This is a genomic window from Polaribacter marinivivus (genome assembly GCF_042651285.1).
Classification (GTDB): domain Bacteria; phylum Bacteroidota; class Bacteroidia; order Flavobacteriales; family Flavobacteriaceae; genus Polaribacter; species Polaribacter marinivivus.
In genome coordinates, this window is the sequence record NZ_JBHSCY010000001.1 from 585,204 (window position 1) to 607,682 (window position 22,479).

Below are 22,479 nucleotides of genomic sequence, written 5' to 3' on the forward strand. Positions count from 1 at the left end.
CTTATTTTTACGTTAAATAGTAGTTATAAATAATTTTCAAGTGGATCATCAACCTCCAAAAAAATCGTCTTTTAAACAAAAACTAACTGACAAGTATAGGTTAGTAGTTTTAAATGAAGATACTTTTGAAGAGCGATTTTCTTTAAAACTATCTCGCTTAAATGTTTTTGTTTTAGGGGGGGTTATTTCTTTTTTATTGATTTTAATCACTACTTTTTTCATCACTTTTACACCAATTAAAGAATATATCCCTGGATATTCGTCTACAGATTTAAAAATAAAAGCTACAAAATTGGCTTTTGAAACAGACTCTTTAAAAAGAAAGCTAGACGTTTTAGAAGATTTTACAAAGAATTTAGGACCAATTTTAACTGGTGAAATTAAACCAGATATAATAGATACTATTTCTTTAGAAAGCAATAGGGTTGTTTTAAATGATAGTTTACTTATTGCCTCTAAAGAAGATTCTTTATTTAGAGAAAAAATAGAAAGTCAAGATCGTTTTCCGATTCAAAATAACGCACAAAACAAAGCTAATATTGTGTTTTTTGCGCCTCTAAAAGGTACAGTTTCTCAAGATTTCGACGCTAAAGCTAAGCACTTAGCTATTGATATTGTTGCTCCAAAAAACACGCCTGTTAAAGCAGCTGCAGATGGTACTGTAATTTTTTCTGGATGGACTACTGAAACAGGTTATGTAATTATTCTAAAACATAAAGAAGATTATATAACAGTTTACAAACACAATGGAAATTTACTTAAAGAACAAGGAGATTTTGTTAAATCTGGAGAAGTAATTGCTAGTGTAGGTTCTACAGGAGAGTTAACAACAGGACCTCATTTACATTTTGAGCTTTGGAAAGCTGGTTATTCTGTAAATCCTAATAATTTTATCGACTTCAAATAAATGAGTTTAAAATCTTTTTTTGCAATTCCTTTTGCTAAAATAGCTACTAGAAATGTTTATAAATGGGCAAATAAACCCCATAAAACACAAGAAAAAGTTTTTAAAAACCTAATTAAGATTGGTAAAAAGACTGCTTTTGGTAAAGATCATGATTTTAAAAATATTTCTAATTACCAAGATTTTAAAAACAGAGTAAAAGTACAAGATTACGAAGGTTTAAGAGCTTATGTAGATAGAATTGTAGCAGGAGAATCTGATGTGCTTTGGGAAGGTAAACCTTTATATTTTGCAAAAACTTCTGGCACAACATCTGGAGCAAAATATATTCCTATTACTAAAGCATCTATGCCAACACATATAAAGGCAGCAAGAAATGCTTTATTATTTTATATAGCAGAAAAAAATGATGCAAGTTTTGTTGATGGCAAAATGATTTTTCTACAAGGTAGCCCAGTATTACAAGACAAAAACGGAATTAAATTAGGCAGATTAAGTGGAATTGTTGCACATTATGTACCTCAATATTTATTAAAAAACAGATTACCAAGTTGGAAAACTAATTGTATTGAAGATTGGGACACTAAAGTAAATGCCATTGTAGAAGAAACGATTAACGAGGATATGTCTGTTATCAGTGGTATCCCTTCTTGGGTACAGATGTATTTTGAAAAATTAATAGAAAAGACTGGAAAAAAAATATCAGAAATCTTTCCAAACTTTAACTTCTTTATTTATGGAGGTGTAAATTTTGAACCCTACAAAAATAAGTTTGAAACTTTAATAGGTAAAAAAATAGATTACATAGAATTGTATCCTGCATCAGAAGGTTTTATAGCATATCAAGATTCTCAAAAAGCAAAAGGAATGCTATTGCAGTTAGATTCTGGTATTTTCTATGAGTTTATTCCTGCATCAGAATTTTTTGATGAAAACCCAACTAGAATTTCATTAAAAGATGTAAAAGTTGGTATAAATTATGTAATCATTTTAAATACTACTGCTGGTCTTTGGGGTTACAATATTGGTGATACAGTTGAATTTACTTCAACAAAACCATATAGAATTAAAGTTACTGGTAGAATTAAACATTTTATTTCTGCTTTTGGAGAACATGTTATTGGTAAAGAAGTAGAAAAAGCATTAAATGATGCTATACAGGGTACAGATATTAATATTAGCGAGTTTACTGTGGCACCTCAAGTAAATCCAAAAAGTGGCTTACCTTATCATGAATGGTTTATAGAGTTTGAGAATGAACCCAAAAAATTAGAAGAATTTGCTTTAAAAGTAGATACTTCTATGCAAGAACAAAATATTTATTATTTTGATTTAATTGAAGGTAAAATCTTACGTCCTTTAGTTATTAGAAAAGTAAAAAAAGGTGGTTTTCATGCATATATGAAATCTATTGGTAAATTTGGAGGACAAAATAAAATTCCACAATTATCTGATAACAGAAAAATTGCTGATGTTTTAGAGAACTTTTTAGTAGATTAATTTTTTATTTATGGGAGGAGATTTTTTATTCTTAGGTTTAGCAGTAGCACTAGTTATTGTTTACTTTTACAACAAATATAGAAACAGACGTTAATGAGCAATATTAGAATTACAAAACAGTTTAGCTTTGAAACTGGCCATGCTTTATATGGTTATGATGGAAAATGTAGAAACGTTCATGGGCATTCGTATAAACTTTCTGTAACTGTTTCAGGTAAACCAATAACAGACAACACCAATGTAAAATTTGGTATGGTTATAGATTTTGGTGATTTAAAAAAAATTGTAAAACAAGAAATTGTAGACTTGTTTGACCATGCTACAGTGTTTAATAAAAATACGCCACATGTAGAATTAGCTAAAGAATTAATAGACAGAGGTCATCATGTTTTATTAGTAGACTATCAACCAACAAGTGAAATGATGGTAATAGATTTTGCTAAAAAAATTAAAGCGCGTTTACCAAAAAACATAAAATTACATGCTATAAAGTTACAAGAAACAGACACTAGCTTTGCAGAATGGTATGCAAGTGAAAATTAAAAATGTTGTTAAAAAGAATTCTTAAACAATAATCTTTCCTTTAAAAAGTTATATTTGACTAAAATAAGCCTTATGAAATCAATCAAAATATTTTTGCTTTTACTCGTTAGCATTACCTTAACTAATTGTGGTGATAATAATGAAGAGCCTGCATATCCTTTAACTTATGAGAATATTTCAGGAACTTATAATATTCAGAGTTTAAGTATAGACACAGAAACTACAACTTTAGTGGGCATAATTCCTGTTACTGCAAAAGCAAATGGAGTTGGAGATACTTTTCAAGTAGACATGATTTTAAATACAGATAAAACCTATTCAATAAAAGGAGAACATAGAATTGTCATTACTACATCTGTACCTGGTGTTGCACCAACAACTACTCAAGAAATTGTGGTTATAGACGAAAGTGGAAATTACACAATTAACGCAGATAATTCTATAACTTTCTCAGATCAGAATGCAGATTTTTTAAGTGGTGATTTAAATGTTACTGTATTTACAGCTAACAACTTTTCTTTGACTCAAGAAATTGAAGGTACAGAGCCATTAACAAATAGTGATTTTAAAGTAAATCTTGCTGTAAGTTTTATTAGGAAATAAGAAAAATTTATAATAAAAAGCTGTTCTTAAGGACAGCTTTTTTTATTTACCATTAAAATTATTCATTGTATTTGCTAAACCTGCAGTACCAAAAGAAGTAATTACCTCTACAGATTTTGGTAAACGCTCTATAAGCTGACTTTCTTCATCTGAAGTCCATTCTCCTAAAACATAATCTACTTGCCTTCCTTTAGAATAATTAGAACCTACTCCAAAACGAAATCTTGGGTATTTATTAGTGGCTAGTTTTTCTTGAATGTCTTTTAATCCATTATGTCCTCCATCAGAACCTTTTGCTTTCACTCTTATTGTACCAAAATCGATATTTAAATCATCTGTTACAATTAATAAATTATCAACTGAGATTTTTTCTTTTTGCATCCAGTATTTTACGGCTTTCCCACTCAAGTTCATAAAAGTACTTGGTTTTAATAAAACAAAAGTTCTGCCTTTAAACCTAAAACTAGTAACATCACCTAACTTATCTGTTTCAAAAGATACATTATGTTCTTTAGCTACCTCATCAAGAATTTTAAATCCAATATTATGACGTGTATTTTGATATTTTTCTCCAATATTTCCTAAACCTACAATCAAATATTTTTTCATTGATTCTTCCTTTTCTAATTGCTTTGAGTTAAATAATTTAAAGATCAAATCTTTTAATTTCATAATTCAAAAATAAGATATCTTCTATAAATAAGATAAATAAAAAAAGCGCTACAAAGTTTTGTAGCGCTTTAAGTATTTTAATCACTTAAAAATTATGCTTCTGTTTCAGCTGCTGCTTTAGATGCATTACGTGACATTCTTACTTGAGCAACAACAGTATTGTCTGGGTGTAAGATTGAATATTTATCGTTCTTTAATTCTGTAACATATAATTTATTACCAATTTCTAATTCAGTAATATCTGCTTCTATAAAATCTGGTAAGTTAGCTGGTAAAGCTTTTACTCTCATTTTACGTAAGTTATGACGTAAAGCACCACCTATAGCAACACCTTTAGATTTACCTACTAATTTAACAGGAATGTTCATTGTAATTTCTTTATCATCAAATAATTGATAGAAATCTACATGTAAAATTCTGTCTGATACTGGGTGAAATTGAATATCCTGTAAGATTGCAGGAATTTTTTGTCCATCAACATCAATACTTGCAGTGTATACATTTGGAGTATATACCAAGTTTTTAAACGCTTTTTCTTCTGCTGAAAAATGTATTGGCTTATCTCCTCCGTAAATAACGCAAGGAACCATTCCAGCATTACGTAAGGCTTTAGTAGCTACTTTGCCCACGCTTTCTCTTTTTGATCCTTTAATTGTAATTGATTTCATTACTTTTTTTAATAATTAATTATATTATAAATTTATCACTTATTGACTTGTTATCCTGCACTTTATGCATAACATCAGCAAATAAGGGCGCGCAAGATACAACTTTTATTTTAGAAGTCTCCTTTTTTAACGGAATTGTATCAGAAACTATTAATTCTGTTAATGCAGAGTTCTCTATTTTTTCGTAAGCACCACCAGAAAGTATAGGATGTGTACAAATTGCTCTAACACTTAAAGCTCCTCTTTCTTTCATTAAATTTGCAGCATGTGCAAGAGTACCTCCTGTGTCTATCATATCATCTACTAAAACAACATTTTTACCTTCTACATCTCCAATTAACTCCATATGCCCAATGACATTGGCTTTTTTACGTTGTTTATAACAAATAACAACATCAGACAATAAGTGTTTTGAATAAGCGTAAGCTCTTTTAGAACCTCCCATATCTGGTGAAGCTATTGTTAGATTTTCAAGATTTAAACTTTTTATGTACGGTAAAAATATAGTTGATGCGAATAAATGATCTACTGGCTTTTCAAAAAAACCTTGTATTTGATCTGCATGTAAATCCATTGTCATAATTCTTGTAGCACCAGCTGCTTCTAATAATTTTGCTACTAGTTTTGCTCCAATAGCAACTCTTGGTTTATCTTTTCTATCTTGTCTTGCCCAACCAAAATAAGGCATAACAGCTGTAATATGTCTAGCAGAAGCTCTTTTTGCTGCGTCTAACATTAACAACATTTCCATTAGATTATCTGCATTAGGAAACGTAGAACCAATAATAAAAACTCTTCTACCTCTTACAGACTCTTCAAATGCTGGTTGAAATTCACCATCTGAAAAATAAGTGGTAATAACGTTACCTAAAGTTGTATTGTATTCTGTAGCAATTTTTTCTGCTAAAACCGTGCTTTGTCTGCAAGCAAAAAGTTTTGGAGCTAATGATGTAGTTGACATAAAGTGAGTGTTAAATTGTGCTGTATTTGTGATTGCAAAAATAGAAATTAAATAGCTACTATTGAAATTATAATTAGAGTTTAAAAACTAATTTTATTTATTTAGATTTGCAATCTTATTTACTTAAGCTCAAGTGGCGGAATTGGTAGACGCGCTGGATTCAAAATCCAGTTTCTTCGGAAGTGTGGGTTCGATTCCCACCTTGAGTACAAATAAAAGCCATAACTATGTTTTTAACTTATAGTTATGGTTTTTTTATCTTTTAAAACTAACAGATAAAAAACACTTTTTGTTTTATTTAATATTTATTTTTAAAATAGATTATAAATTTGTTTTCTGGATTTTTAACCAATTGTATTTATTATTTATGAATGATTTTACTTTATATGTAAAAATGGGATTAAATCATGTGTTAGATTTTACTGCCTATGACCATATCTTATTTTTAGTTGCACTTTGTGTGGTGTTTAATGTTAAAGAATGGAAAAGAGTATTATGGCTAGTTACGCTTTTTACTGTTGGACATTCAATTACATTAGCACTTTCAGCTTATAAAATTTTAAATATTGATGTTGCTTTAATAGAGTTTTTAATACCTGTAACTATTTTTATTACTGGTGTCTTTAATATCTTTCATCTAAAAAGAGAAGAAGCAAATGCCAATAATATAAACTTAATCTTTGCGTTAATATTTGGTCTAATTCATGGTTTAGGATTTTCCAATTATTTTAGAATGATGATTGGGCAAGAAGAAGACAAACTTTTACCTCTTATAGAATTTGCTCTAGGCATAGAACTAGCACAATTAATTATAGTTTCTGGTATACTTCTAATTGGGTTTATTTTACAAAAGTTTGCAAAACTTAAAAAACAATATTGGATTATGGCTACCTCAATTTTAGTATTAATAATCTCAGCTAAAATGATTTGGGAAAGAATCTTTTGGTAAATAATTAACTTTTAATTCTATAAATCTTCATAATTTCGTTAGATGACTTTAGAAAAGCAACTAAAATATGATAAAGCTTACTTAAAAATGGCTTTAGAATGGGGTAAATTATCTCATTGTAAAAGAAAACAAGTAGGCGCTTTAATTGTAAAAGATAGAATGATTATTTCTGATGGGTTTAATGGAACTCCAACAGGATTTGAAAATTGTTGTGAAAATGAAGAAGGTGCTACAAAATGGGAAGTTTTACATGCAGAAGCTAACGCAATTTTAAAAGTGGCTTCATCTACACAATCTGCAAAAGATGCAACATTATATATTACCTTATCTCCTTGTAGAGAATGCAGTAAACTAATTCATCAAGCAGGTATAAAACGTGTAGTTTACGCAAATGCCTATAAAGATCCTTCTGGTTTAAATTTTTTAGAAAAAGCTGGTGTAGAATTAAATCATTTACCTTATGAATAAAAACAACCTACCTATTTACTTCGCTATTGCTGTAATATTAGGCATACTTATTGGTGTTTTTTTTGGAGGTAATTCTAATGATATTTTATCTTTAAATAAAAATACTTCTCAAGAACAAAAGATTAAAAGACTCATCAATTTTATCGAAAAAGATTATGTAGATGATGTTAATACAGATAGTTTATTAGATGGCGCTATTAACCAAATGCTAAATAAACTAGATCCTCATTCTGTTTATATTCCTAAAGAAAATTTACAGGCTGTAACAGAAAATATGCAAGGTAATTTTGTGGGAATAGGTGTTCAGTTTAGAATGATAAACGACTCTATTACAGTTGTACAACCCATTAAAGGAGGCCCAAGTATAAAAGCAGGTATAAAAGCAGGAGATAGAATTTTAATGGCAGATAAAGACACTTTATTTGGTAAAAATTTTAGAAGCGGAATAGTACCAAAATATTTAAAAGGCAAACCTGAAACCGAAGTAAAACTTCAAATTTATAGAAAAAGTAACGACTCTTTATTTTATGTAAATCTTAAAAGAGGTAAAGTAAACATTAAAAGTGTAGACCTTGCTTATATGATTAACGATTCTGTAGGATATATTAAGTTAGATCGTTTTGCAAGAAATACTTACAGAGAATTTAAAACCTCTTTAAAAAATCTAAAAAGTAAAGGCATGACTGACTTAGTTTTAGATTTAAGAGGAAATGGTGGTGGCTTTATAGATATTGCGAATAGAATTTTAGATGATTTCTTAGAGAAAGATAAGTTAATGGTTTTTACCAAAAACAATAAAAATAAAATCGAAGAATATTTTGCAACCTCAACAGGAATGTTCGAACAAGGAGGTATTTATGTCTTAATTGATGAAAATTCTGCTTCTGCATCAGAAATTGTAGCAGGGGCATTACAAGATAATGACAAAGGTACTATCATTGGTAGACGTTCATTTGGTAAAGGTCTTGTTCAAATAGAAATGCCTTTAGGAGATGGATCTGCTGTTCGTTTAACCACTGCAAGATATTATACACCTACAGGTCGTTCTATACAAAAACCTTATGAATCTAAAGGAAAAAGAAAATACTACAGAGATTATCAAAAAAGATTAGCAAGTGGAGAATTACTTAACAAAGACAGTATAAAAGTTTTAGATTCTTTAAAATTTACAACTCCTAAAGGAAAGATTGTTTATGGTGGAGGAGGTATTATTCCTGACGTTTTTGTTCCTATTGACACAACAGCTTACATGTCTAATTTCTTTTTTAATACCATTAATAATTTTGCATTTGATTATGTAGACAACAATAGAAAAAAGCTTGAAAAATGGGATATAGATAGTTTTATAAATAATTTTGACAATGAAGAAGAAGTCTTTGACGAGTATTTATCATCAATAAAAGATAAAGCAACTCCTTCTTATAAAACTAAAGAAACTATCAAAAGATACTTAAAAGCTTCTATTGCTAATGTACTTTTTGGTGATGTTGGTTTTTACAGAATCATTCATCAAGAAGACAAAATGCTACAAAAAGTCTTAGAGTTGGAAAGTAAAGAGGAATAGCTTTTCTTTGCATTAATGATTGAGATTACAACATCAGAAAACAAAAAAGTCTATTTTGCTTCAGACCAGCATTTAGGAGCTCCTACTCCAGAAAAAAGTTTTCCTAGAGAGAAAAAATTTGTAGCTTGGTTAAATGAAGTAAAAAAAGATGCTGAAGCAATTTTTTTATTAGGTGATTTATTTGATTTTTGGTTTGAATATGAAACTGTTGTTCCAAAAGGATTTGTAAGAGTCTTAGGTAAGTTAGCAGAAATAAGAGATTCAGGTATTCCAATTTATTTCTTTGTTGGTAACCATGATTTATGGATGAAAGACTACTTTCAAAAAGAATTAAATATTCCTGTTTATCATTCACCACAAAAATTCTTAATCAACAATAAAATCTTCTTTATAGGTCATGGAGATGGTTTAGGCCCAGAAGACAAAGGCTATAAACGCATGAAAAAAGTGTTTACTTTTCCTTTATTTAAATGGATGTTTAAATGGCTTCACCCAGATTTAGGTGTTAAATTAGGGCAATACATGTCTGTAAAAAATAAAATGATCTCTGGTGAAGAAGATGCAAAATTTTTAGGGGAAGAAAACGAATGGTTAGTGCAATACTGTAAAAGAAAATTAGAATCTGAACATTATGATTATTTTGTATTTGGTCATAGGCATTTACCATTAGAAATTAAACTACAAAAAAACAGTACATATATTAATCTTGGAGACTGGATTAACTACTACACTTTTGGTGCTTTTGATACCACTTCTTTTAAATTAACAGAATTTAACTGAAACCCCTATCAATTCTATAAAAAACGAAATAACCTTTAACCTTGTTTTAACAAATAAATTTTGTTAAAATTGTAGTTTTGTTTTACGTAAAAAATTAATAATCAATTACTATATATAATGGACGTAGATGTTAGAGCTATTAATGAGAAAATAGAAAGAGAGAGTGCCTTTGTAGACATTCTAACTTTAGAAATGAATAAAGTTATTGTAGGTCAAAAACAAATGATAGAAAGTTTGTTAATTGGCTTATTAGGTAATGGCCATATCTTGCTAGAAGGTGTGCCTGGTTTAGCAAAAACATTAGCTATAAACACTTTATCTAAAGCAGTACAAGGTAGTTTTAGTAGAGTTCAATTTACCCCAGATTTACTACCTGCAGATGTTGTTGGTACTATGATTTACAACATGAAAGTAAATGATTTCTCTATTAAAAAAGGGCCAATTTTTGCAAACTTTGTTTTAGCAGATGAGATTAACAGAGCACCTGCAAAAGTACAATCTGCTTTATTAGAAGCTATGCAAGAGCGTCAAATAACTATTGGTGATGAAACTTTTAAGTTAGACGAACCTTTTTTAGTTATGGCAACTCAAAACCCAGTTGAGCAAGAAGGTACCTATCCTTTACCAGAAGCTCAAGTAGATAGATTTATGCTAAAAGTAGTTATTGATTATCCTCGTTTGCAAGATGAGCAAATTATTATGCGTCAAAACTTAACAGGCGATTTTTCTTCTGTAAACCCAGTAATTTCTTTAGAGCAAATTAACAGAGCAAGACAAGCTGTTAATGAAGTTTACATGGATGAAAAAATTGAAAAATATATTTTAGATATCATTTTTGCAACACGTTATCCAGAAAAATACAACTTACCAGATTTAAAAGATTTAATCAGTTTTGGGGCTTCTCCAAGAGGTAGTATCAACTTAGCAAAAGCTGCTAAATGTTATGCCTTTATAAAAAGAAGAGGGTATGTAATTCCAGAAGATGTTAGAGCAGTTGTTAAAGATGTTTTACGTCACAGAATTGGTATTACTTACGAAGCAGAAGCAGAAAATATTACTTCTGTAGACATCATCAATTCAATTATTAACGAAGTAGAAGTACCTTAGAATTAGCTCTTAGCATTTAGCAATTAGCCAGCAGCAAAAAGCAAATAGCCAACAGCTTAGAATATGGATACCAAAGAAATACTAAAGAAAGTTCGTAAAATAGAAATTAAGACAAAGCGTTTGTCTAATGATATTTTTGGTGGTGAATACCATTCATCATTTAAAGGACGAGGTATGACTTTTTCTGAAGTTCGCCAATATCAATTTGGAGATGATGTAAGAACTATAGATTGGAATGTTACTGCACGTTATAATGAACCTTATGTAAAAGTTTTTGAGGAAGAACGTGAACTTACAATGATGTTATTGGTAGATGTTTCAGGTTCAGAATTATTTGGTACCTCAACTCAATTTAAGAAAAACACCATTACAGAAATTGCTGCTACACTAGCCTTTTCTGCTACTCAAAATAACGATAAAGTAGGTTTGGCTTTATTTTCTGATGAAATAGAGTTATTTATTCCTCCAAAAAAAGGTAAAAGTCACGTTCTAAGAATTATTAGAGAGCTTATTGAGTTTAAACCAAAAAGTAAAAAAACAAATATTTCTGAAGCTTTACGTTTTTTGTCTAGTGTTTTAAAAAAGCGTGCTATTGCTTTTGTTTTATCCGATTTTATGGATGATGATTATGAAAAAACACTAAAAATAGCAGCTAACAAACATGATGTTACAGGTATTAGAGTTTATGACAAACATGATGAAGAAATTCCTAATCTTGGAATGGTACCAATGCAAGATGCAGAAACTGGCACTATACAATTAGTAAATACAGCCTCTAAAACTGTAAGAAGAAATTACAAAGCAAATGCTTTACGATTAGCAGATTATTACGAAAATACTTTTAAAAGAGGAGGTGCTGGGGCTATTAATACAAGAGTTGATGAAAGCTATGTTAAAAAATTATTAGGTTATTTTAAACATAAAGGAAGATAGATGAAGAGGAAATTTTACTACATATTATTTTTATTTTCTGCTGTTGTTTTTGGGCAAAACCCAAAAGTAAAAGCACAAATAGAAACTTCTAATATTAGAATTGGAGAGCAGTTTAATTTAAGAATTTCTGTTAACGAAACAGAAAATGTTATTCTTCCAAAATTAGAATTAAAAGGATTAGAAATAATAGATTCTGCAAAAGTAGATACTTTACAGAATATGTTAATTCAAAAATATATTATTACAGGTTTTGATAGCGGTTCTTTTTATATACCTCAACAACAGGTTTTTATTAGAAATCAAGCTTACCTAACAGACTCCTTGTTAATTAATGTTGCTACAGTAGAAATTGATACAACAAAGGTTAAAAAGTATCCTATAAAATCTATTAAGAAAGAGCCTTATACTTTTGATGATTTTAAAGTTTATATTTATTTATTGTTAGCTGCATTAGCAATTATTGCTTTCTGGATCTATTGGTTTGTTATTAGAAAAAGAAAAATTGAAGAAGAAGAACCAACTTATAGGTTATTAGAACCTTATGAAGAAGCTATGTTTAAGTTGAATGAGTTAGATGAAAAATTATTGTGGCAAAATAATAAAGTAAAACAATATTATTCAGAATTAACAGAAATCATCAGAAATTATATTGAGCGTGAACTTAAATTACCAGCATTAGAAAAAACTTCTGATGAGGTTATAGAAATGCTTAGAGATTTTAACGATGCAGAAAGTATTGAAACCACAAAAGAAAATATAGAAAAACTAAGAGATTTATTTAGAGAAGCAGATTTAGTAAAATTTGCAAAATCTAAACCTCTAGCTCCAGAGATTGAAGAAGATAGAAAAGATGCAGAAGTAATCATCCATAATTTAAAACCTAAAGTAAAAGTTAATGATGATGAATTGGAATAATGCAGAATTTTTAAATCCAGAGTTTTTATATCTGTTAATACTTATTCCATTATTAGCAGTTTGGTACTTTTTTATGCGTAAAAAAGATGCTGCTGTTTTATCTATACCCTCTATAAAAGGTTTTAGAACCAGTTCTTTTTTATCAAAATTAAAACCTCTTTTATATGTCTTAAGGCTCTTAGCTTTAGCTGCTATAATTGTTGCTTTAGCAAGACCAAGAAATGTATCTGTAAGTAAAAGAACAAAAACTAATAGAGGTATAGATATAGTTATGGCTATAGATGTTTCTGCTAGTATGCTAGCAAGAGATTTACGCCCAAACAGACTAGAAGCACTTAAAAAAGTAGCTATCAATTTTGTAAACAGAAGACCAAATGATAGAATTGGTATTGTAGTTTATGCAGGAGAAAGTTTTACACAAACACCAATAACTAGTGATAAACGTATTGTAAAAAGAACCATTTCTGAATTACAATGGGGTCGTTTAGAAGGTGGTACAGCAATTGGCATGGGTTTAGGTTCTGGAGTAAATAGATTAAAAGATAGTGAAGCTAAAAGTAAAGTTATTATTCTTTTAACAGATGGAGTAAACAACTCTGGAAACATAGACCCAAGAACAGCTACAGAATTGGCTAAAGAATTAGGTATAAAAGTATATACTATTGGAATTGGAACTAATGGTATGGCTGATTTCCCTTGGAGTAAAGACCCTAGAACTGGACAATTAAATTTTAGAAAACAACAAGTAGAAATAGACGAAGACTTATTAAAATTTATTGCTTCAGAAACTGAAGGAAAATATTTTAGAGCTACCAATAATACTGAGTTACAAGAAATTTATGATGAAATAGATAAGCTTGAAAAAACAAAAATCGAAGAATTTAAATATTACAATTACAAAGAATTATATAGACCTTTAGTTTTCTTAGCATTAGGTTTATTGATTTTAGAGTTTTTATTAAGAAACACATTATTTAAGAGTTTTATATAAAATGTATAAGTTAGAAGAACCAATTTATTTTTATGTTTTAGCAATCATTCCTGTAATGATTGTTATTTTCTTGTTGGTTTTATGGTGGAAAAAAAGAACTCAAAAAAAGTTTGCAGATTTAGAATTACTAGAACAATTAGCTCCAAACTCATCTGTTTTTAAATCAACATTAAAATTATTAATACTTTCTTTAGGAATCGCTTTTCTAGTGCTAGCCTTGGTTAATCCAAAAATGGGTTCTAAATTAAAAACTGTAAAAAGAGAAGGTGTAGATATTGTATTTGCTTTAGATGTTTCTAGAAGTATGTTGGCTGAAGATATTGCACCAAATAGATTAGAAAAAGCCAAACAAGTTATTTCAAAAATCATAGATAATTTAGGTAGTGATAGAGTTGGTGTTATTATTTATGCAGGTAATTCGTATCCGCTTTTACCAATAACAACAGATCATGCTGCAGCAAATATGTTCTTACAAAATGCAAGTCCAGATTTGGTATCTAGCCAAGGGACAGCAATAAACGAAGCCTTAGAACTTGCAAAAACATATTATAATAATGATGAACAAACCAATCGTTTTTTAGTCATTATTTCAGATGGTGAAGATCATCAAGAAGAAACCAAGCAAATGGCACAAAATTTGTCTAATGATGGTGTAAAGGTTTATACTATAGGTGTAGGTACTGAAAAAGGAGGACCAATTCCTTTACGTGAAAGTGGTGATTTGGTAGGTTACAAAAAAGATAGAAAAGGAGAAACTGTTATAACAAAAAGAAACGCAGAAGTTTTGCAAAATATAGCAGACATTGCTAATGGTAAATATATAGATGGTAATATAACCGAAAATCCTGTAAAAGAAATTTCGAGCATTATGGCTAATGCTCAAAAAAGTGAATTCGAAACCAAACAATTTTCTGATTATAAAGATCAGTTTCAATGGTTTTTAGGTATAGGTGTTTTCTTTTTATTACTCGATGTTTTCTTATTTGAGAAGAAAACAAAATGGGTGAAAAAAGTAGATTTATTTAACGAAGAAAAAACAAAAAAGTAAAAGAATGAACAAAAAAATAATATACTTATGTATGGCAGTTATTTTATGTTCTGTAAATAAAATTTCTGCTCAAAAAGATTCTATTGCGCAACAACGTAAAGCAAGAAAATTAGTTAGAAACGGAAATGCCCTATACGAAAAACAACAATTTACAGATGCTTCTGTAGCTTATAAAAAAGCATTAGCTAATAGTTCTTATTATGACAAAGCAAGTTATAATTTAGGTAATGCTTTATACCAAGGTAAAAATTTTAAAGAAGCTATTCCTTCTTATGAATTAACTGCAAAAACAGCAGAAGATAAATACACAAAAGCAGAGGCCTATCATAATTTAGGTAATGCATACATGGAAACTAAAAATTACCAAGGTGCAGTAGAAGCTTTTAAAAATTCGTTAAGAAACAATCCTAATGATGATGAAACTCGTTATAATTTTGCTGTTGCTAAAAAGTTATTAGACGAACAAAACAAGCAAAATAAAAACGATAAAAATAAAGACAAAAACAAGGACAATAAAGACAAAGAGAATAAGGACAAAGAGAATAAGGACAAAGACGATAAAAATAAGGATAAAGACAAGAAAGATGGTGATGATAAAGATAAGAAAGAAGACGATAAAGATAAAGACGGAAAAGGAGATAAAGACCAAAAAGATAAGCAAGATCCTAAAAAAGACGATAATAAAGATAAAAAACAAAAGCCTAAGCCTCAACAAGGCAAAATGTCTCCACAACAAATTAAGCAATTGTTAGAGAGCTTAAATAATGAGGAGAAGAAAACTCAGAAAAAAATGAATGCCAAAAAAGCGAAAGGCACAAAAACAAAACAAGAAAAAGATTGGTAAATTTGGTCTCGAAATAAAATCAATGGAATTGAAAAAATACATATCAATTTATTTTGTTTTTTGTAGTCTACTTTTGTTTTCTCAAGAAGCTGAGTTAAGTGTTTCTGTAAGTAAAAACAAATTAGGGCTAAATCAACGTTTACGCGTAGAATTCTCTATAAACAAACAAGGAGCAGATAATTTTACGCCTCCAAAATTCAGTAATTTTAAAGTTATCCAAGGTCCTAGTCAATCTGTAAGTCAGTCTTGGATTAATGGCAAAGTAAGCTTTTCTCAATCTTATACTTACATCATTAAACCTAAAAGAAAAGGTGAGTTAATTATTGAGCCTGCAAGTATAGATATTAATGGAGGTACTATAAATTCTAAAATGATGAAAATTATTGTTTTAGATCCTGTAGAGATTCCAGATAATCCAAACGATCCAAATTATATTGCTGAACAAAATATTCATTTAGTTGCAGAAATTTCTAAATCTAGCCCATATGTTGGTGAAGGCATTTATGTAGAATATAGATTATATGTTAGTGAAAACGTAAGTGTTTATGATACCTCTGTAACAGAAGCTCCACAATATAATGGCTTTTGGAATCAAGAAATTAAAATTGATGGTTTCCCAGTAAAAATGGGGAAATACAATGGAGAAAATTACAGGTATATTGTTTTACAGAAAGCATTATTAATACCAACAAAATCAGGAAGATTAGCAATAGACCCAATGAAAATGGATATTGTTATTGGTGTACCAACAGGAAGAGCTGATTTTTTTGGAAATGTAATGACAAAAAACATTAAAAAAGAGTTTTCATCAGCTAAAAAAGTAATTATTCCAAAAGATCTTCCTTTAGAAGGCAAACCAGAAGATTTTACTGGAGCTGTGGGTAATTTTGATTTTGAAGTTACATTAAGTAAAGATGCTTTAAAAGCAAATGAATCTTCACAAATAAAAGTTGCAGTTTCAGGTAAAGGAAATTTAAAATTATTTGAACTACCAACTGTAGAAACTCCTGCAGAATTAGAGAAATATCAACCAGAAAGAAAAGAAAATGTAAAAGTTGCTACAAATGGTTTATCTGGTTCTGTTACAGATACCTATACAGTAGTTCCTCAATACAAAGGAAAATATAAAATACCAAGTGTAAACTTTTCATTCTTTGATCCAAATACAAAAAAATATAATACAATTTCAACAGAAGATTTATATGTAAATGTGTTAGAAGGCAAAGAAATTACAACAGTAGTTAATAAAACTGATGTAGAAAAAAGAACAGTTACTTTAACAGGCAAAAACTTTAGATACATACAAACTAAAACAGATTTCTCTACCAAAGAAACCACAGACTTTTTTAAATCTAATCTTTTTTATGGCTTATTATTTTTACCACTTTTACTAATTCCTATTGGTATTATCATTGCTAAAAATAATGAGAAAAGAAATAGTGATGTTATTGGTCGTAAACAAAGAAGAGCAGAAAAATTAGCTAAAAAATACTTGTCTGAAGCACAAAAACAATTAGGCAAAAAAGAAGCTTTTTATGAAGCTTTAGAAAGAGCTTTACACAACTATTTAAAAGCTAAATTAAATGTTGAAACTGCTGATATTAGTAAAGACAGAATAACTCAACTTTTAAATAATAGAAAAGTTGAAGAATCAACTATAAATCAGTTTATAGATGTATTAAAAGCTTCTGATTTTGCACGTTACACACCAGTAACAGATACAGAAATGAAGCAAGAATATGAGAAAGCAAAACAAGTAATCGTTGAATTAGATAAACAGTTATAAGATGAAGAAAATCCTAATTTTATTACTGCTAATTGCAAATGTATTAAATGCTCAAGATGAGCAAAAGATATTTGAATCTGCTAATGAAATGTACAGACAGCAGAACTACGAAAAAGCGATTGAGTATTACAAATTCTTAGAAAAATATAACCTAATTTCATCTGAGCTTTTTTACAATTTAGGTAACTCTTATTACAAATTAAATAAAGTTGGCCCTTCTATTTATTATTATGAAAAAGCTTTAAAATTAAATCCTTTAAATAAAGATGTACAAAACAATTTAGTTTTTGCAAGAAGGTTGGCATTAGATAATATTGAAGAATTACCAAAAACTGTTTTTCAAAAATTAAATAGTAGATATTTACAAAAACTATCTTATAATCAATGGGCAATAGTTTCAATTGTTTTTTGTGTATTGGGCAGTTTGCTTTTCTTACTTTTTTATTTTTCAAATCAACCTAGAAGTAAAAGAACTTTTTTTATAACAAGCTTAATTAGCTTTTTGTTTTTAATTATTTCTTTAACAATTACTTACAATCAGTTTTCTTACTTTAAAAATAACAAAGTAGCTATTGTTTTTGCTGAAGAAACAGAAGTTAGAAATGCTCCTTCTTTAAATTCAGAAGAAGTATTTACCTTACATGAAGGCACAAAAGTTATTGTTTTAGACACTATAGACGATTGGAAAAAAATAAAAATTGCTGATGGTAAAATAGGTTGGATTATTGCTAATGATATTCAATTATTAGATAACTTTTAATTTTTTACTTAGCTCGTTTCTTTTTTACTATATTGCATTTCATAATTTATTTTTTTGAAAACAAAACTCGCAATATTATTATCTTTTCTTTTTATAAGTTTACTAATTACACCAGTAATTTCTAGCCTTATAGATAGTAATCAAGAAATTACTTCTCTTTATGATTCTAAAGATGAAGAAAATAAAAACGAGGAATTAGAAAAAGATATCGAAATAGAATTAAGAACTTTTTCTAAAAACACTTTATTAGAAATTTTTTATGAAGATGATAAGGATGTTACTTCTTTTAATGATAGTTATTACTTAGAACTATCAAAGAAAAACACACCTCCTCCAGAACTAAATTCTTAGTTCTATTTTCAATCAATTTATCAATCAAAATTATTTTTTCAATCAATCTAAATTAATCATTTAGAAAAACTTTTTTATTTATGTTTAAATACATTAAAAACGATTTACCTGCTAGTATAGTAGTATTTTTTGTTGCACTGCCTCTTTGTTTAGGTATTGCATTAGCAAGTGGAGCTCCACTTTTTTCTGGCTTAATTGCTGGTATTGTTGGGGGTATAGTAGTTGGAGCATTATCTGGCTCTAATATTGGGGTAAGTGGTCCTGCTGCAGGTTTAGCAGCAATAGTACTTACAGCTATAGGCTCTTTAGGAGGCTATGAAAACTTTTTAGTTGCTGTAGTTTTAGGTGGTATCATACAACTTATTTTTGGACTTTTAAAAGCAGGGGTAATTGGATATTATTTTCCATCATCTGTAATTAAAGGAATGTTAACTGGTATTGGAATCATTATTATTCTAAAGCAAATACCTCACTTTTTTGGTTATGATGCAGATCCTGAAGGAGATTTTGCTTTCTTTCAAGTTGATGGTGAAAACACTTTTTCAGAAATATTAAAAACATTAAATAATATTAGCCTGGGTTCTACAATTATAGGACTTGTTGGTTTAGGAATTTTATTACTTTGGAGTAATGTTTTGTCTAAAAAAGGTAAAATTTTTCAATTAATTCAAGGCCCATTAGTTGCTGTAGTTTTAGGTATTATTTATTTTGTTGTTACTGGTGATGACACTAAATATGGTATTAGCTCTGAACATTTAGTAAGTGTGCCTGTACCAAGTGATATGGATTCTTTTTTAGGCCAATTTAGCTTTCCAAACTTTGGAGTTATTGGCAATCCAGAAATTTGGGTTACAGCTTTCACAATAGCTTTGGTGGCTAGTTTAGAGACCTTACTATGTGTTGAAGCAACAGACAAATTAGATCCACATAAAAACGTTACACCAACAAACAGAGAATTACTAGCACAAGGAACAGGAAATGTTATTTCTGGTTTAATTGGTGGTTTACCAATAACTCAGGTAATTGTTAGAAGTTCTGCTAATATACAATCTGGAGGTAGAACAAAATTGTCAGCCATAGTTCATGGTTTCTTTTTATTAATCTCTATTATTTTAATACCAACTTTATTAAATAAAATACCATTGTCTGTACTTGCAGCAATTTTATTTATTGTTGGTTTTAAATTAGCAAAACCATCGCTTTTTAAACAAATGTGGAAATTAGGGTGGAAACAATTTGTGCCATTTTTAGTAACTGTTTTAGGGATTGTATTTACAGATCTTTTAAAAGGTATTGGAATGGGTCTTGCTGTGGGTATCGTTATTATTTTAATTAAGAGTTTTCAAAACTCACACTTTTTACACAAAGAAGGAGAAGACATTGATGATGGTAAAATTAAAATGACACTTGCAGAAGAGGTTACTTTCTTTAATAAAGGTGCTATTTTAAAAGAGTTAGACAACTTACCAAAAGATTCTTTATTAGAATTAGATGTAAGACAAACCAAATATTTAGATAACGATATTATTGAAATTCTTGAAGACTTTAGTATTAAAGCTAGAGAAAGAAATATAACCATCAAATTAATATCAGAAAGAGGAATTGTAGAAAATCCTGACAGTTTTATAGAGTTTTTTAAATTAAAAAAATAAATCAACCATGAGAAATAAAGCCATAAATAAATTAGCACAAGAAGCGCTAACTCCAGATGATGTTTTACAAGATTTATTACAAGGTAATGAGCGATTTGTAAACAATAAACTTGCAGAAGTTGCACATTTAGAACTAGTAAAAGAAACAATTACTGGTCAATACCCAAAAGCTGTTATTTTATCTTGTATAGACTCAAGAGTGCCTGTAGAACAGGTTTTTGACCAAGCCATAGGTGATATTTTTGTAGCTAGAGTTGCAGGTAATTTCGAAAATACAGATATTTTAGGAAGTATAGAATACGCATGTGCAGTTGCTGGTAGTAAACTTATTTTTGTTTTAGGACATGAAAGTTGTGGTGCAGTAAAAGCAGCTTGTGATGGTGTAGAGTTAGGTAATATTACAAGTATGTTAGCCAACATTATTCCTGCAGTTAAAAAGTCTTCTACAGAGGTTGAAGGCGAAGCTAATTCTTCTAATAAAGAATTTGTTGCAAAAACAGTAGAAAACAACGTATTGTTAACGATGCAAAGAATACAAGAAAGAAGTAACCTTTTATCTGAAATGATAGATGGTGATGAAGTTAAAATAGTGGGTGGTGTTTACTCTTTAAGTTCTGGTAAAGTAAACTTAGTGTAAAACCATTTTTCATCCATTTTAAAATCCTTTTTTAAAGTTTTTATTCTCCTTTGATAAACTTTAGAGAAGGATTTTCTTCATCTAAAACTGTAGGAAATAAAGTTGGCACTATCGATTTTACTGGAGCATATAAAATAGATTCATCTAAAGTTTCTTTATTTACGAAAGGTATAGTTTTATTAAACTTATCAAAAAATAAAAAGATAACACTTAAAATTACAGCAGACTTTAAAGTACTAAAAATTCCTCCAAGAATTTTATTTAATAATCCTAAAGAAGTTATATCTGCAAGTTTGGTTAACACTTTACCTATAAAAATAATAATTAGTACAACAAACAAAAATGTGGCAATAAAAGCTACTATTTTATTGGTTTGATGAGACCATTCTAAGACTGAATTTTCTAAGAAATTTTCTGCATAGTAAGAAAAATGAATTGCACAAAATACACCAGCAATAATAGCTACTAAAGAAGCAACTTCTGCAAAAAGGCCATTCATTATACCTCTTACAAAAGCAAAAGCTAAAATTACCCCAATAACAATATCAAAAACGTTCACTATTAATAATTTGTGTAAATCTACATTATATTTTTTACAATTTAAAAATGCACATTGTATCTTTACATTCTTAATTTTTTCTAATGACAAAAGAGCTTAACTTAAAAGAAAAATGGGACATTTTAGTGACTAAACTTTCAGAAGATTTTTCTGATGGTGATGAATTACAGGTAGATGGAATTATCTATTTAATTGGTGTTCAAGAATTAGGGCAAGGTCATCGAAAATTTAAAAAAGACGAAAAAGTAAATTTAATGCATATTGCCATTTGTAAGCTTTTAGAACCATATGGTTATTATGAATTTGATTTTTTTGACGAAGATGGTTGGCCTCATTACAAGACAATTACAGAATTACCAAATTTAAAACCTGGTGAACAAACTGTATTAATGAAAGAAGCTATTGTAAATTATTTTGATGACTTAGATTATTTTTAGTTTAAGTAACACTCAATTTACGAACCATAACAGAAAATATTTTAGGAACAAAACGTTTTACATAAACACCTAACTTCTCTTTTGCACCAGCTATATAAACTTCTTCTTTTTTATTTTTTATTGCTTTAGCCATTAATTTTGCAAAACGTTCTGGTTGTATGCCATTTGCTGTAGCTTTATCCATTTTTTGTTGTGGAGAACCATCACCAGTTAAAGCATTTTTAGAAATATTTGTATTTACAAATCCTGGGCAAACTAATGTAACAGCAATATTATCATTGTGATGTTCTGCTCGTAAACTATCAAAAAAACCATGTAAGGCATGTTTACTAGCTGCATAACTAGATCGTAAAGGAGTACCTATTTTACCTACAATACTTGTTGTGGTTACAAAATGCCCAGCATTATTTTCTATAAAATGTGGTAAAATAGCTTTTGTTAAAGCTACAACCCCTAAATAGTTGATATCTATAATACGTTTATCAACAGTAATTGCAGTATCTTTTACTAAAGAACGTTGACTAATACCACCATTATTTACCAAAACGTCTATTCTTCCAAAAAATGTAAGCGCTTCATCTGCTATGGGCTTTAAGTTTGTATAATCCTCATAATCTAGTGTTATAATTTTTACATCCTCAGGAATTTTACATTCACTTTTTGTAATTTCTAAATCTTCTTTATTTCTTGATGATAAAATTAACTTAGCATTTTGATTTGATAACTCTATAGCTAAGGCTTTTCCTATTCCAGAAGAAGCACCTGTAACCCAAATAACCTTATTATTAAAACTCATGTTGTTATTATTTAACTTTACAATATACTTATTTTACTATAGAAATAGTAT

The 22,479-nt window shown here is 29.0% G+C and carries 25 protein-coding genes and 1 tRNA gene; 21 read left to right on the top strand and 5 right to left on the bottom strand.

Annotation, left to right across the window (positions count from 1 at the left end; genetic code table 11):
- Positions 1 to 40: 40 nt before the first annotated feature.
- From ACFOWD_RS02750 to ACFOWD_RS02765, 4 genes are all read left to right on the top strand, one after another.
- Positions 41 to 907 (top strand): M23 family metallopeptidase, encoded by an 867-nt coding sequence (locus ACFOWD_RS02750; protein WP_377407927.1) that lies wholly within the window; start codon positions 41 to 43, stop codon positions 905 to 907.
- The gene (locus ACFOWD_RS02755; protein WP_377407929.1) at positions 908 to 2,404 is read left to right on the top strand and encodes a GH3 auxin-responsive promoter family protein; all 1,497 of its coding nucleotides are present in this window, start codon (positions 908 to 910) and stop codon (positions 2,402 to 2,404) included.
- 93 nt (positions 2,405 to 2,497) lie between these two features.
- Positions 2,498 to 2,947, top strand: a complete 450-nt coding sequence (locus ACFOWD_RS02760; RefSeq protein WP_377407930.1) for a 6-pyruvoyl trahydropterin synthase family protein — start codon at positions 2,498 to 2,500, stop codon at positions 2,945 to 2,947.
- A 72-nt stretch (positions 2,948 to 3,019) separates the two neighbouring features.
- The gene (locus tag ACFOWD_RS02765; RefSeq protein ID WP_298990273.1) at positions 3,020 to 3,550 is read left to right on the top strand and encodes a hypothetical protein; all 531 of its coding nucleotides are present in this window, start codon (positions 3,020 to 3,022) and stop codon (positions 3,548 to 3,550) included.
- A gap of 42 nt (positions 3,551 to 3,592) precedes the next feature.
- Here the strand turns inward: ACFOWD_RS02765 and pth are convergent, their stop codons facing one another.
- The 3 genes from pth to ACFOWD_RS02780 all read right to left on the bottom strand — a co-directional run bounded on the left by pth (position 3,593) and on the right by ACFOWD_RS02780 (position 5,851).
- The gene (pth, locus tag ACFOWD_RS02770; RefSeq protein ID WP_298990275.1) at positions 3,593 to 4,159 is read right to left on the bottom strand and encodes an aminoacyl-tRNA hydrolase; all 567 of its coding nucleotides are present in this window, start codon (positions 4,157 to 4,159) and stop codon (positions 3,593 to 3,595) included.
- Between the two features lie 155 nt (positions 4,160 to 4,314).
- Positions 4,315 to 4,890: a 50S ribosomal protein L25/general stress protein Ctc gene (locus ACFOWD_RS02775; protein WP_298990278.1), complete on the bottom strand. Its 576-nt coding sequence runs from the start codon at positions 4,888 to 4,890 to the stop codon at positions 4,315 to 4,317.
- 19 nt (positions 4,891 to 4,909) lie between these two features.
- Positions 4,910 to 5,851 carry a ribose-phosphate pyrophosphokinase gene (locus ACFOWD_RS02780; protein ID WP_298990280.1) on the bottom strand — a complete coding sequence of 314 codons (942 nt, stop codon included), beginning with the start codon at positions 5,849 to 5,851 and terminating at the stop codon, positions 4,910 to 4,912.
- 127 nt (positions 5,852 to 5,978) lie between these two features.
- Between ACFOWD_RS02780 and ACFOWD_RS02785 the strand changes: the two genes are divergently transcribed.
- The 16 genes from ACFOWD_RS02785 (at position 5,979) to ACFOWD_RS02860 (ending at position 20,636) form a co-directional block, all read left to right on the top strand.
- Positions 5,979 to 6,060 (top strand) — tRNA-Leu (locus tag ACFOWD_RS02785).
- Between the two features lie 158 nt (positions 6,061 to 6,218).
- Complete coding sequence (locus ACFOWD_RS02790; protein ID WP_298990283.1) at positions 6,219 to 6,800, top strand: HupE/UreJ family protein; 582 nt, start codon at positions 6,219 to 6,221, stop codon at positions 6,798 to 6,800.
- Between the two features lie 42 nt (positions 6,801 to 6,842).
- Positions 6,843 to 7,268, top strand: coding sequence for a deoxycytidylate deaminase (locus ACFOWD_RS02795; protein ID WP_377407933.1), 426 nt, complete (start codon positions 6,843 to 6,845; stop codon positions 7,266 to 7,268).
- The gene (locus ACFOWD_RS02800) at positions 7,261 to 8,832 is read left to right on the top strand and encodes a S41 family peptidase (RefSeq protein WP_377407935.1); all 1,572 of its coding nucleotides are present in this window, start codon (positions 7,261 to 7,263) and stop codon (positions 8,830 to 8,832) included. Before ACFOWD_RS02795 ends, ACFOWD_RS02800 begins: the two co-directional genes overlap by 8 nt.
- Positions 8,833 to 8,847: 15 nt before the next feature.
- A complete protein-coding gene (locus ACFOWD_RS02805) occupies positions 8,848 to 9,612 on the top strand; it encodes a UDP-2,3-diacylglucosamine diphosphatase (protein WP_298990290.1) in 765 nt (254 codons plus the stop codon).
- 117 nt (positions 9,613 to 9,729) lie between these two features.
- On the top strand, positions 9,730 to 10,719 hold the full coding sequence (locus ACFOWD_RS02810; RefSeq protein ID WP_377407937.1) for an AAA family ATPase: 990 nt from the start codon (positions 9,730 to 9,732) through the stop codon (positions 10,717 to 10,719).
- A 63-nt stretch (positions 10,720 to 10,782) separates the two neighbouring features.
- Entirely contained in the window at positions 10,783 to 11,652 is an 870-nt protein-coding gene (locus ACFOWD_RS02815; RefSeq protein ID WP_377407939.1) for a DUF58 domain-containing protein, read from the top strand.
- Entirely contained in the window at positions 11,653 to 12,567 is a 915-nt protein-coding gene (locus ACFOWD_RS02820) for a hypothetical protein (RefSeq protein WP_377407941.1), read from the top strand. It begins immediately after the preceding gene.
- Entirely contained in the window at positions 12,554 to 13,558 is a 1,005-nt protein-coding gene (locus ACFOWD_RS02825) for a vWA domain-containing protein (protein ID WP_377409595.1), read from the top strand. Before ACFOWD_RS02820 ends, ACFOWD_RS02825 begins: the two co-directional genes overlap by 14 nt.
- 1 nt (position 13,559) lies before the next feature.
- Positions 13,560 to 14,606 (top strand): VWA domain-containing protein, encoded by a 1,047-nt coding sequence (locus ACFOWD_RS02830; protein ID WP_298990305.1) that lies wholly within the window; start codon positions 13,560 to 13,562, stop codon positions 14,604 to 14,606.
- A 4-nt stretch (positions 14,607 to 14,610) separates the two neighbouring features.
- Positions 14,611 to 15,450: a tetratricopeptide repeat protein gene (locus tag ACFOWD_RS02835; RefSeq protein ID WP_377407943.1), complete on the top strand. Its 840-nt coding sequence runs from the start codon at positions 14,611 to 14,613 to the stop codon at positions 15,448 to 15,450.
- Positions 15,401 to 17,236: a BatD family protein gene (locus tag ACFOWD_RS02840; protein ID WP_377407945.1), complete on the top strand. Its 1,836-nt coding sequence runs from the start codon at positions 15,401 to 15,403 to the stop codon at positions 17,234 to 17,236. Before ACFOWD_RS02835 ends, ACFOWD_RS02840 begins: the two co-directional genes overlap by 50 nt.
- A gap of 1 nt (position 17,237) precedes the next feature.
- Positions 17,238 to 17,996 (top strand): tetratricopeptide repeat protein, encoded by a 759-nt coding sequence (locus tag ACFOWD_RS02845; protein ID WP_377407947.1) that lies wholly within the window; start codon positions 17,238 to 17,240, stop codon positions 17,994 to 17,996.
- 54 nt (positions 17,997 to 18,050) lie between these two features.
- Positions 18,051 to 18,347 (top strand): hypothetical protein, encoded by a 297-nt coding sequence (locus ACFOWD_RS02850; RefSeq protein WP_377407949.1) that lies wholly within the window; start codon positions 18,051 to 18,053, stop codon positions 18,345 to 18,347.
- A gap of 80 nt (positions 18,348 to 18,427) precedes the next feature.
- Positions 18,428 to 19,999, top strand: coding sequence for a SulP family inorganic anion transporter (locus ACFOWD_RS02855; protein ID WP_298990315.1), 1,572 nt, complete (start codon positions 18,428 to 18,430; stop codon positions 19,997 to 19,999).
- Positions 20,000 to 20,006: 7 nt separating this feature from the next.
- Positions 20,007 to 20,636, top strand: a complete 630-nt coding sequence (locus tag ACFOWD_RS02860) for a carbonic anhydrase family protein (protein ID WP_298990319.1) — start codon at positions 20,007 to 20,009, stop codon at positions 20,634 to 20,636.
- Positions 20,637 to 20,676: 40 nt separating this feature from the next.
- Here the strand turns inward: ACFOWD_RS02860 and ACFOWD_RS02865 are convergent, their stop codons facing one another.
- Entirely contained in the window at positions 20,677 to 21,195 is a 519-nt protein-coding gene (locus ACFOWD_RS02865) for a CvpA family protein (RefSeq protein ID WP_298990324.1), read from the bottom strand.
- 83 nt (positions 21,196 to 21,278) lie between these two features.
- Between ACFOWD_RS02865 and ACFOWD_RS02870 the strand changes: the two genes are divergently transcribed.
- Positions 21,279 to 21,632 (top strand): hypothetical protein, encoded by a 354-nt coding sequence (locus tag ACFOWD_RS02870; RefSeq protein ID WP_377407951.1) that lies wholly within the window; start codon positions 21,279 to 21,281, stop codon positions 21,630 to 21,632.
- Position 21,633: 1 nt separating this feature from the next.
- Here the strand turns inward: ACFOWD_RS02870 and ACFOWD_RS02875 are convergent, their stop codons facing one another.
- A complete protein-coding gene (locus ACFOWD_RS02875; RefSeq protein WP_377407953.1) occupies positions 21,634 to 22,428 on the bottom strand; it encodes an SDR family oxidoreductase in 795 nt (264 codons plus the stop codon).
- Between the last annotated feature and the right edge of the window lie 51 nt (positions 22,429 to 22,479).

What these genes read in the sequence shown, in the direction of transcription:
- ACFOWD_RS02820 (WP_377407941.1), top strand. Translation starts at nt 11,653, where the DNA reads ATGAAGAGGAAATTTTACTACATATTATTTTTATTTTCTGCTGTTGTT.
- ACFOWD_RS02835 (WP_377407943.1), top strand. Translation starts at nt 14,611, where the DNA reads ATGAACAAAAAAATAATATACTTATGTATGGCAGTTATTTTATGTTCT.
- ACFOWD_RS02825 (WP_377409595.1), top strand. Translation starts at nt 12,554, where the DNA reads ATGAATTGGAATAATGCAGAATTTTTAAATCCAGAGTTTTTATATCTG.
- ACFOWD_RS02855 (WP_298990315.1), top strand. Translation starts at nt 18,428, where the DNA reads ATGTTTAAATACATTAAAAACGATTTACCTGCTAGTATAGTAGTATTT.
- ACFOWD_RS02780 (WP_298990280.1), bottom strand. Translation starts at nt 5,851, where the DNA reads ATGTCAACTACATCATTAGCTCCAAAACTTTTTGCTTGCAGACAAAGC.
- ACFOWD_RS02795 (WP_377407933.1), top strand. Translation starts at nt 6,843, where the DNA reads ATGACTTTAGAAAAGCAACTAAAATATGATAAAGCTTACTTAAAAATG.
- ACFOWD_RS02790 (WP_298990283.1), top strand. Translation starts at nt 6,219, where the DNA reads ATGAATGATTTTACTTTATATGTAAAAATGGGATTAAATCATGTGTTA.
- ACFOWD_RS02755 (WP_377407929.1), top strand. Translation starts at nt 908, where the DNA reads ATGAGTTTAAAATCTTTTTTTGCAATTCCTTTTGCTAAAATAGCTACT.
- ACFOWD_RS02840 (WP_377407945.1), top strand. Translation starts at nt 15,401, where the DNA reads ATGCCAAAAAAGCGAAAGGCACAAAAACAAAACAAGAAAAAGATTGGT.
- pth (WP_298990275.1), bottom strand. Translation starts at nt 4,159, where the DNA reads ATGAAAAAATATTTGATTGTAGGTTTAGGAAATATTGGAGAAAAATAT.
- ACFOWD_RS02775 (WP_298990278.1), bottom strand. Translation starts at nt 4,890, where the DNA reads ATGAAATCAATTACAATTAAAGGATCAAAAAGAGAAAGCGTGGGCAAA.
- ACFOWD_RS02765 (WP_298990273.1), top strand. Translation starts at nt 3,020, where the DNA reads ATGAAATCAATCAAAATATTTTTGCTTTTACTCGTTAGCATTACCTTA.
- ACFOWD_RS02870 (WP_377407951.1), top strand. Translation starts at nt 21,279, where the DNA reads ATGACAAAAGAGCTTAACTTAAAAGAAAAATGGGACATTTTAGTGACT.
- ACFOWD_RS02845 (WP_377407947.1), top strand. Translation starts at nt 17,238, where the DNA reads ATGAAGAAAATCCTAATTTTATTACTGCTAATTGCAAATGTATTAAAT.
- ACFOWD_RS02875 (WP_377407953.1), bottom strand. Translation starts at nt 22,428, where the DNA reads ATGAGTTTTAATAATAAGGTTATTTGGGTTACAGGTGCTTCTTCTGGA.
- ACFOWD_RS02800 (WP_377407935.1), top strand. Translation starts at nt 7,261, where the DNA reads ATGAATAAAAACAACCTACCTATTTACTTCGCTATTGCTGTAATATTA.
- ACFOWD_RS02760 (WP_377407930.1), top strand. Translation starts at nt 2,498, where the DNA reads ATGAGCAATATTAGAATTACAAAACAGTTTAGCTTTGAAACTGGCCAT.
- ACFOWD_RS02860 (WP_298990319.1), top strand. Translation starts at nt 20,007, where the DNA reads ATGAGAAATAAAGCCATAAATAAATTAGCACAAGAAGCGCTAACTCCA.
- ACFOWD_RS02830 (WP_298990305.1), top strand. Translation starts at nt 13,560, where the DNA reads ATGTATAAGTTAGAAGAACCAATTTATTTTTATGTTTTAGCAATCATT.
- ACFOWD_RS02805 (WP_298990290.1), top strand. Translation starts at nt 8,848, where the DNA reads ATGATTGAGATTACAACATCAGAAAACAAAAAAGTCTATTTTGCTTCA.
- ACFOWD_RS02810 (WP_377407937.1), top strand. Translation starts at nt 9,730, where the DNA reads ATGGACGTAGATGTTAGAGCTATTAATGAGAAAATAGAAAGAGAGAGT.
- ACFOWD_RS02815 (WP_377407939.1), top strand. Translation starts at nt 10,783, where the DNA reads ATGGATACCAAAGAAATACTAAAGAAAGTTCGTAAAATAGAAATTAAG.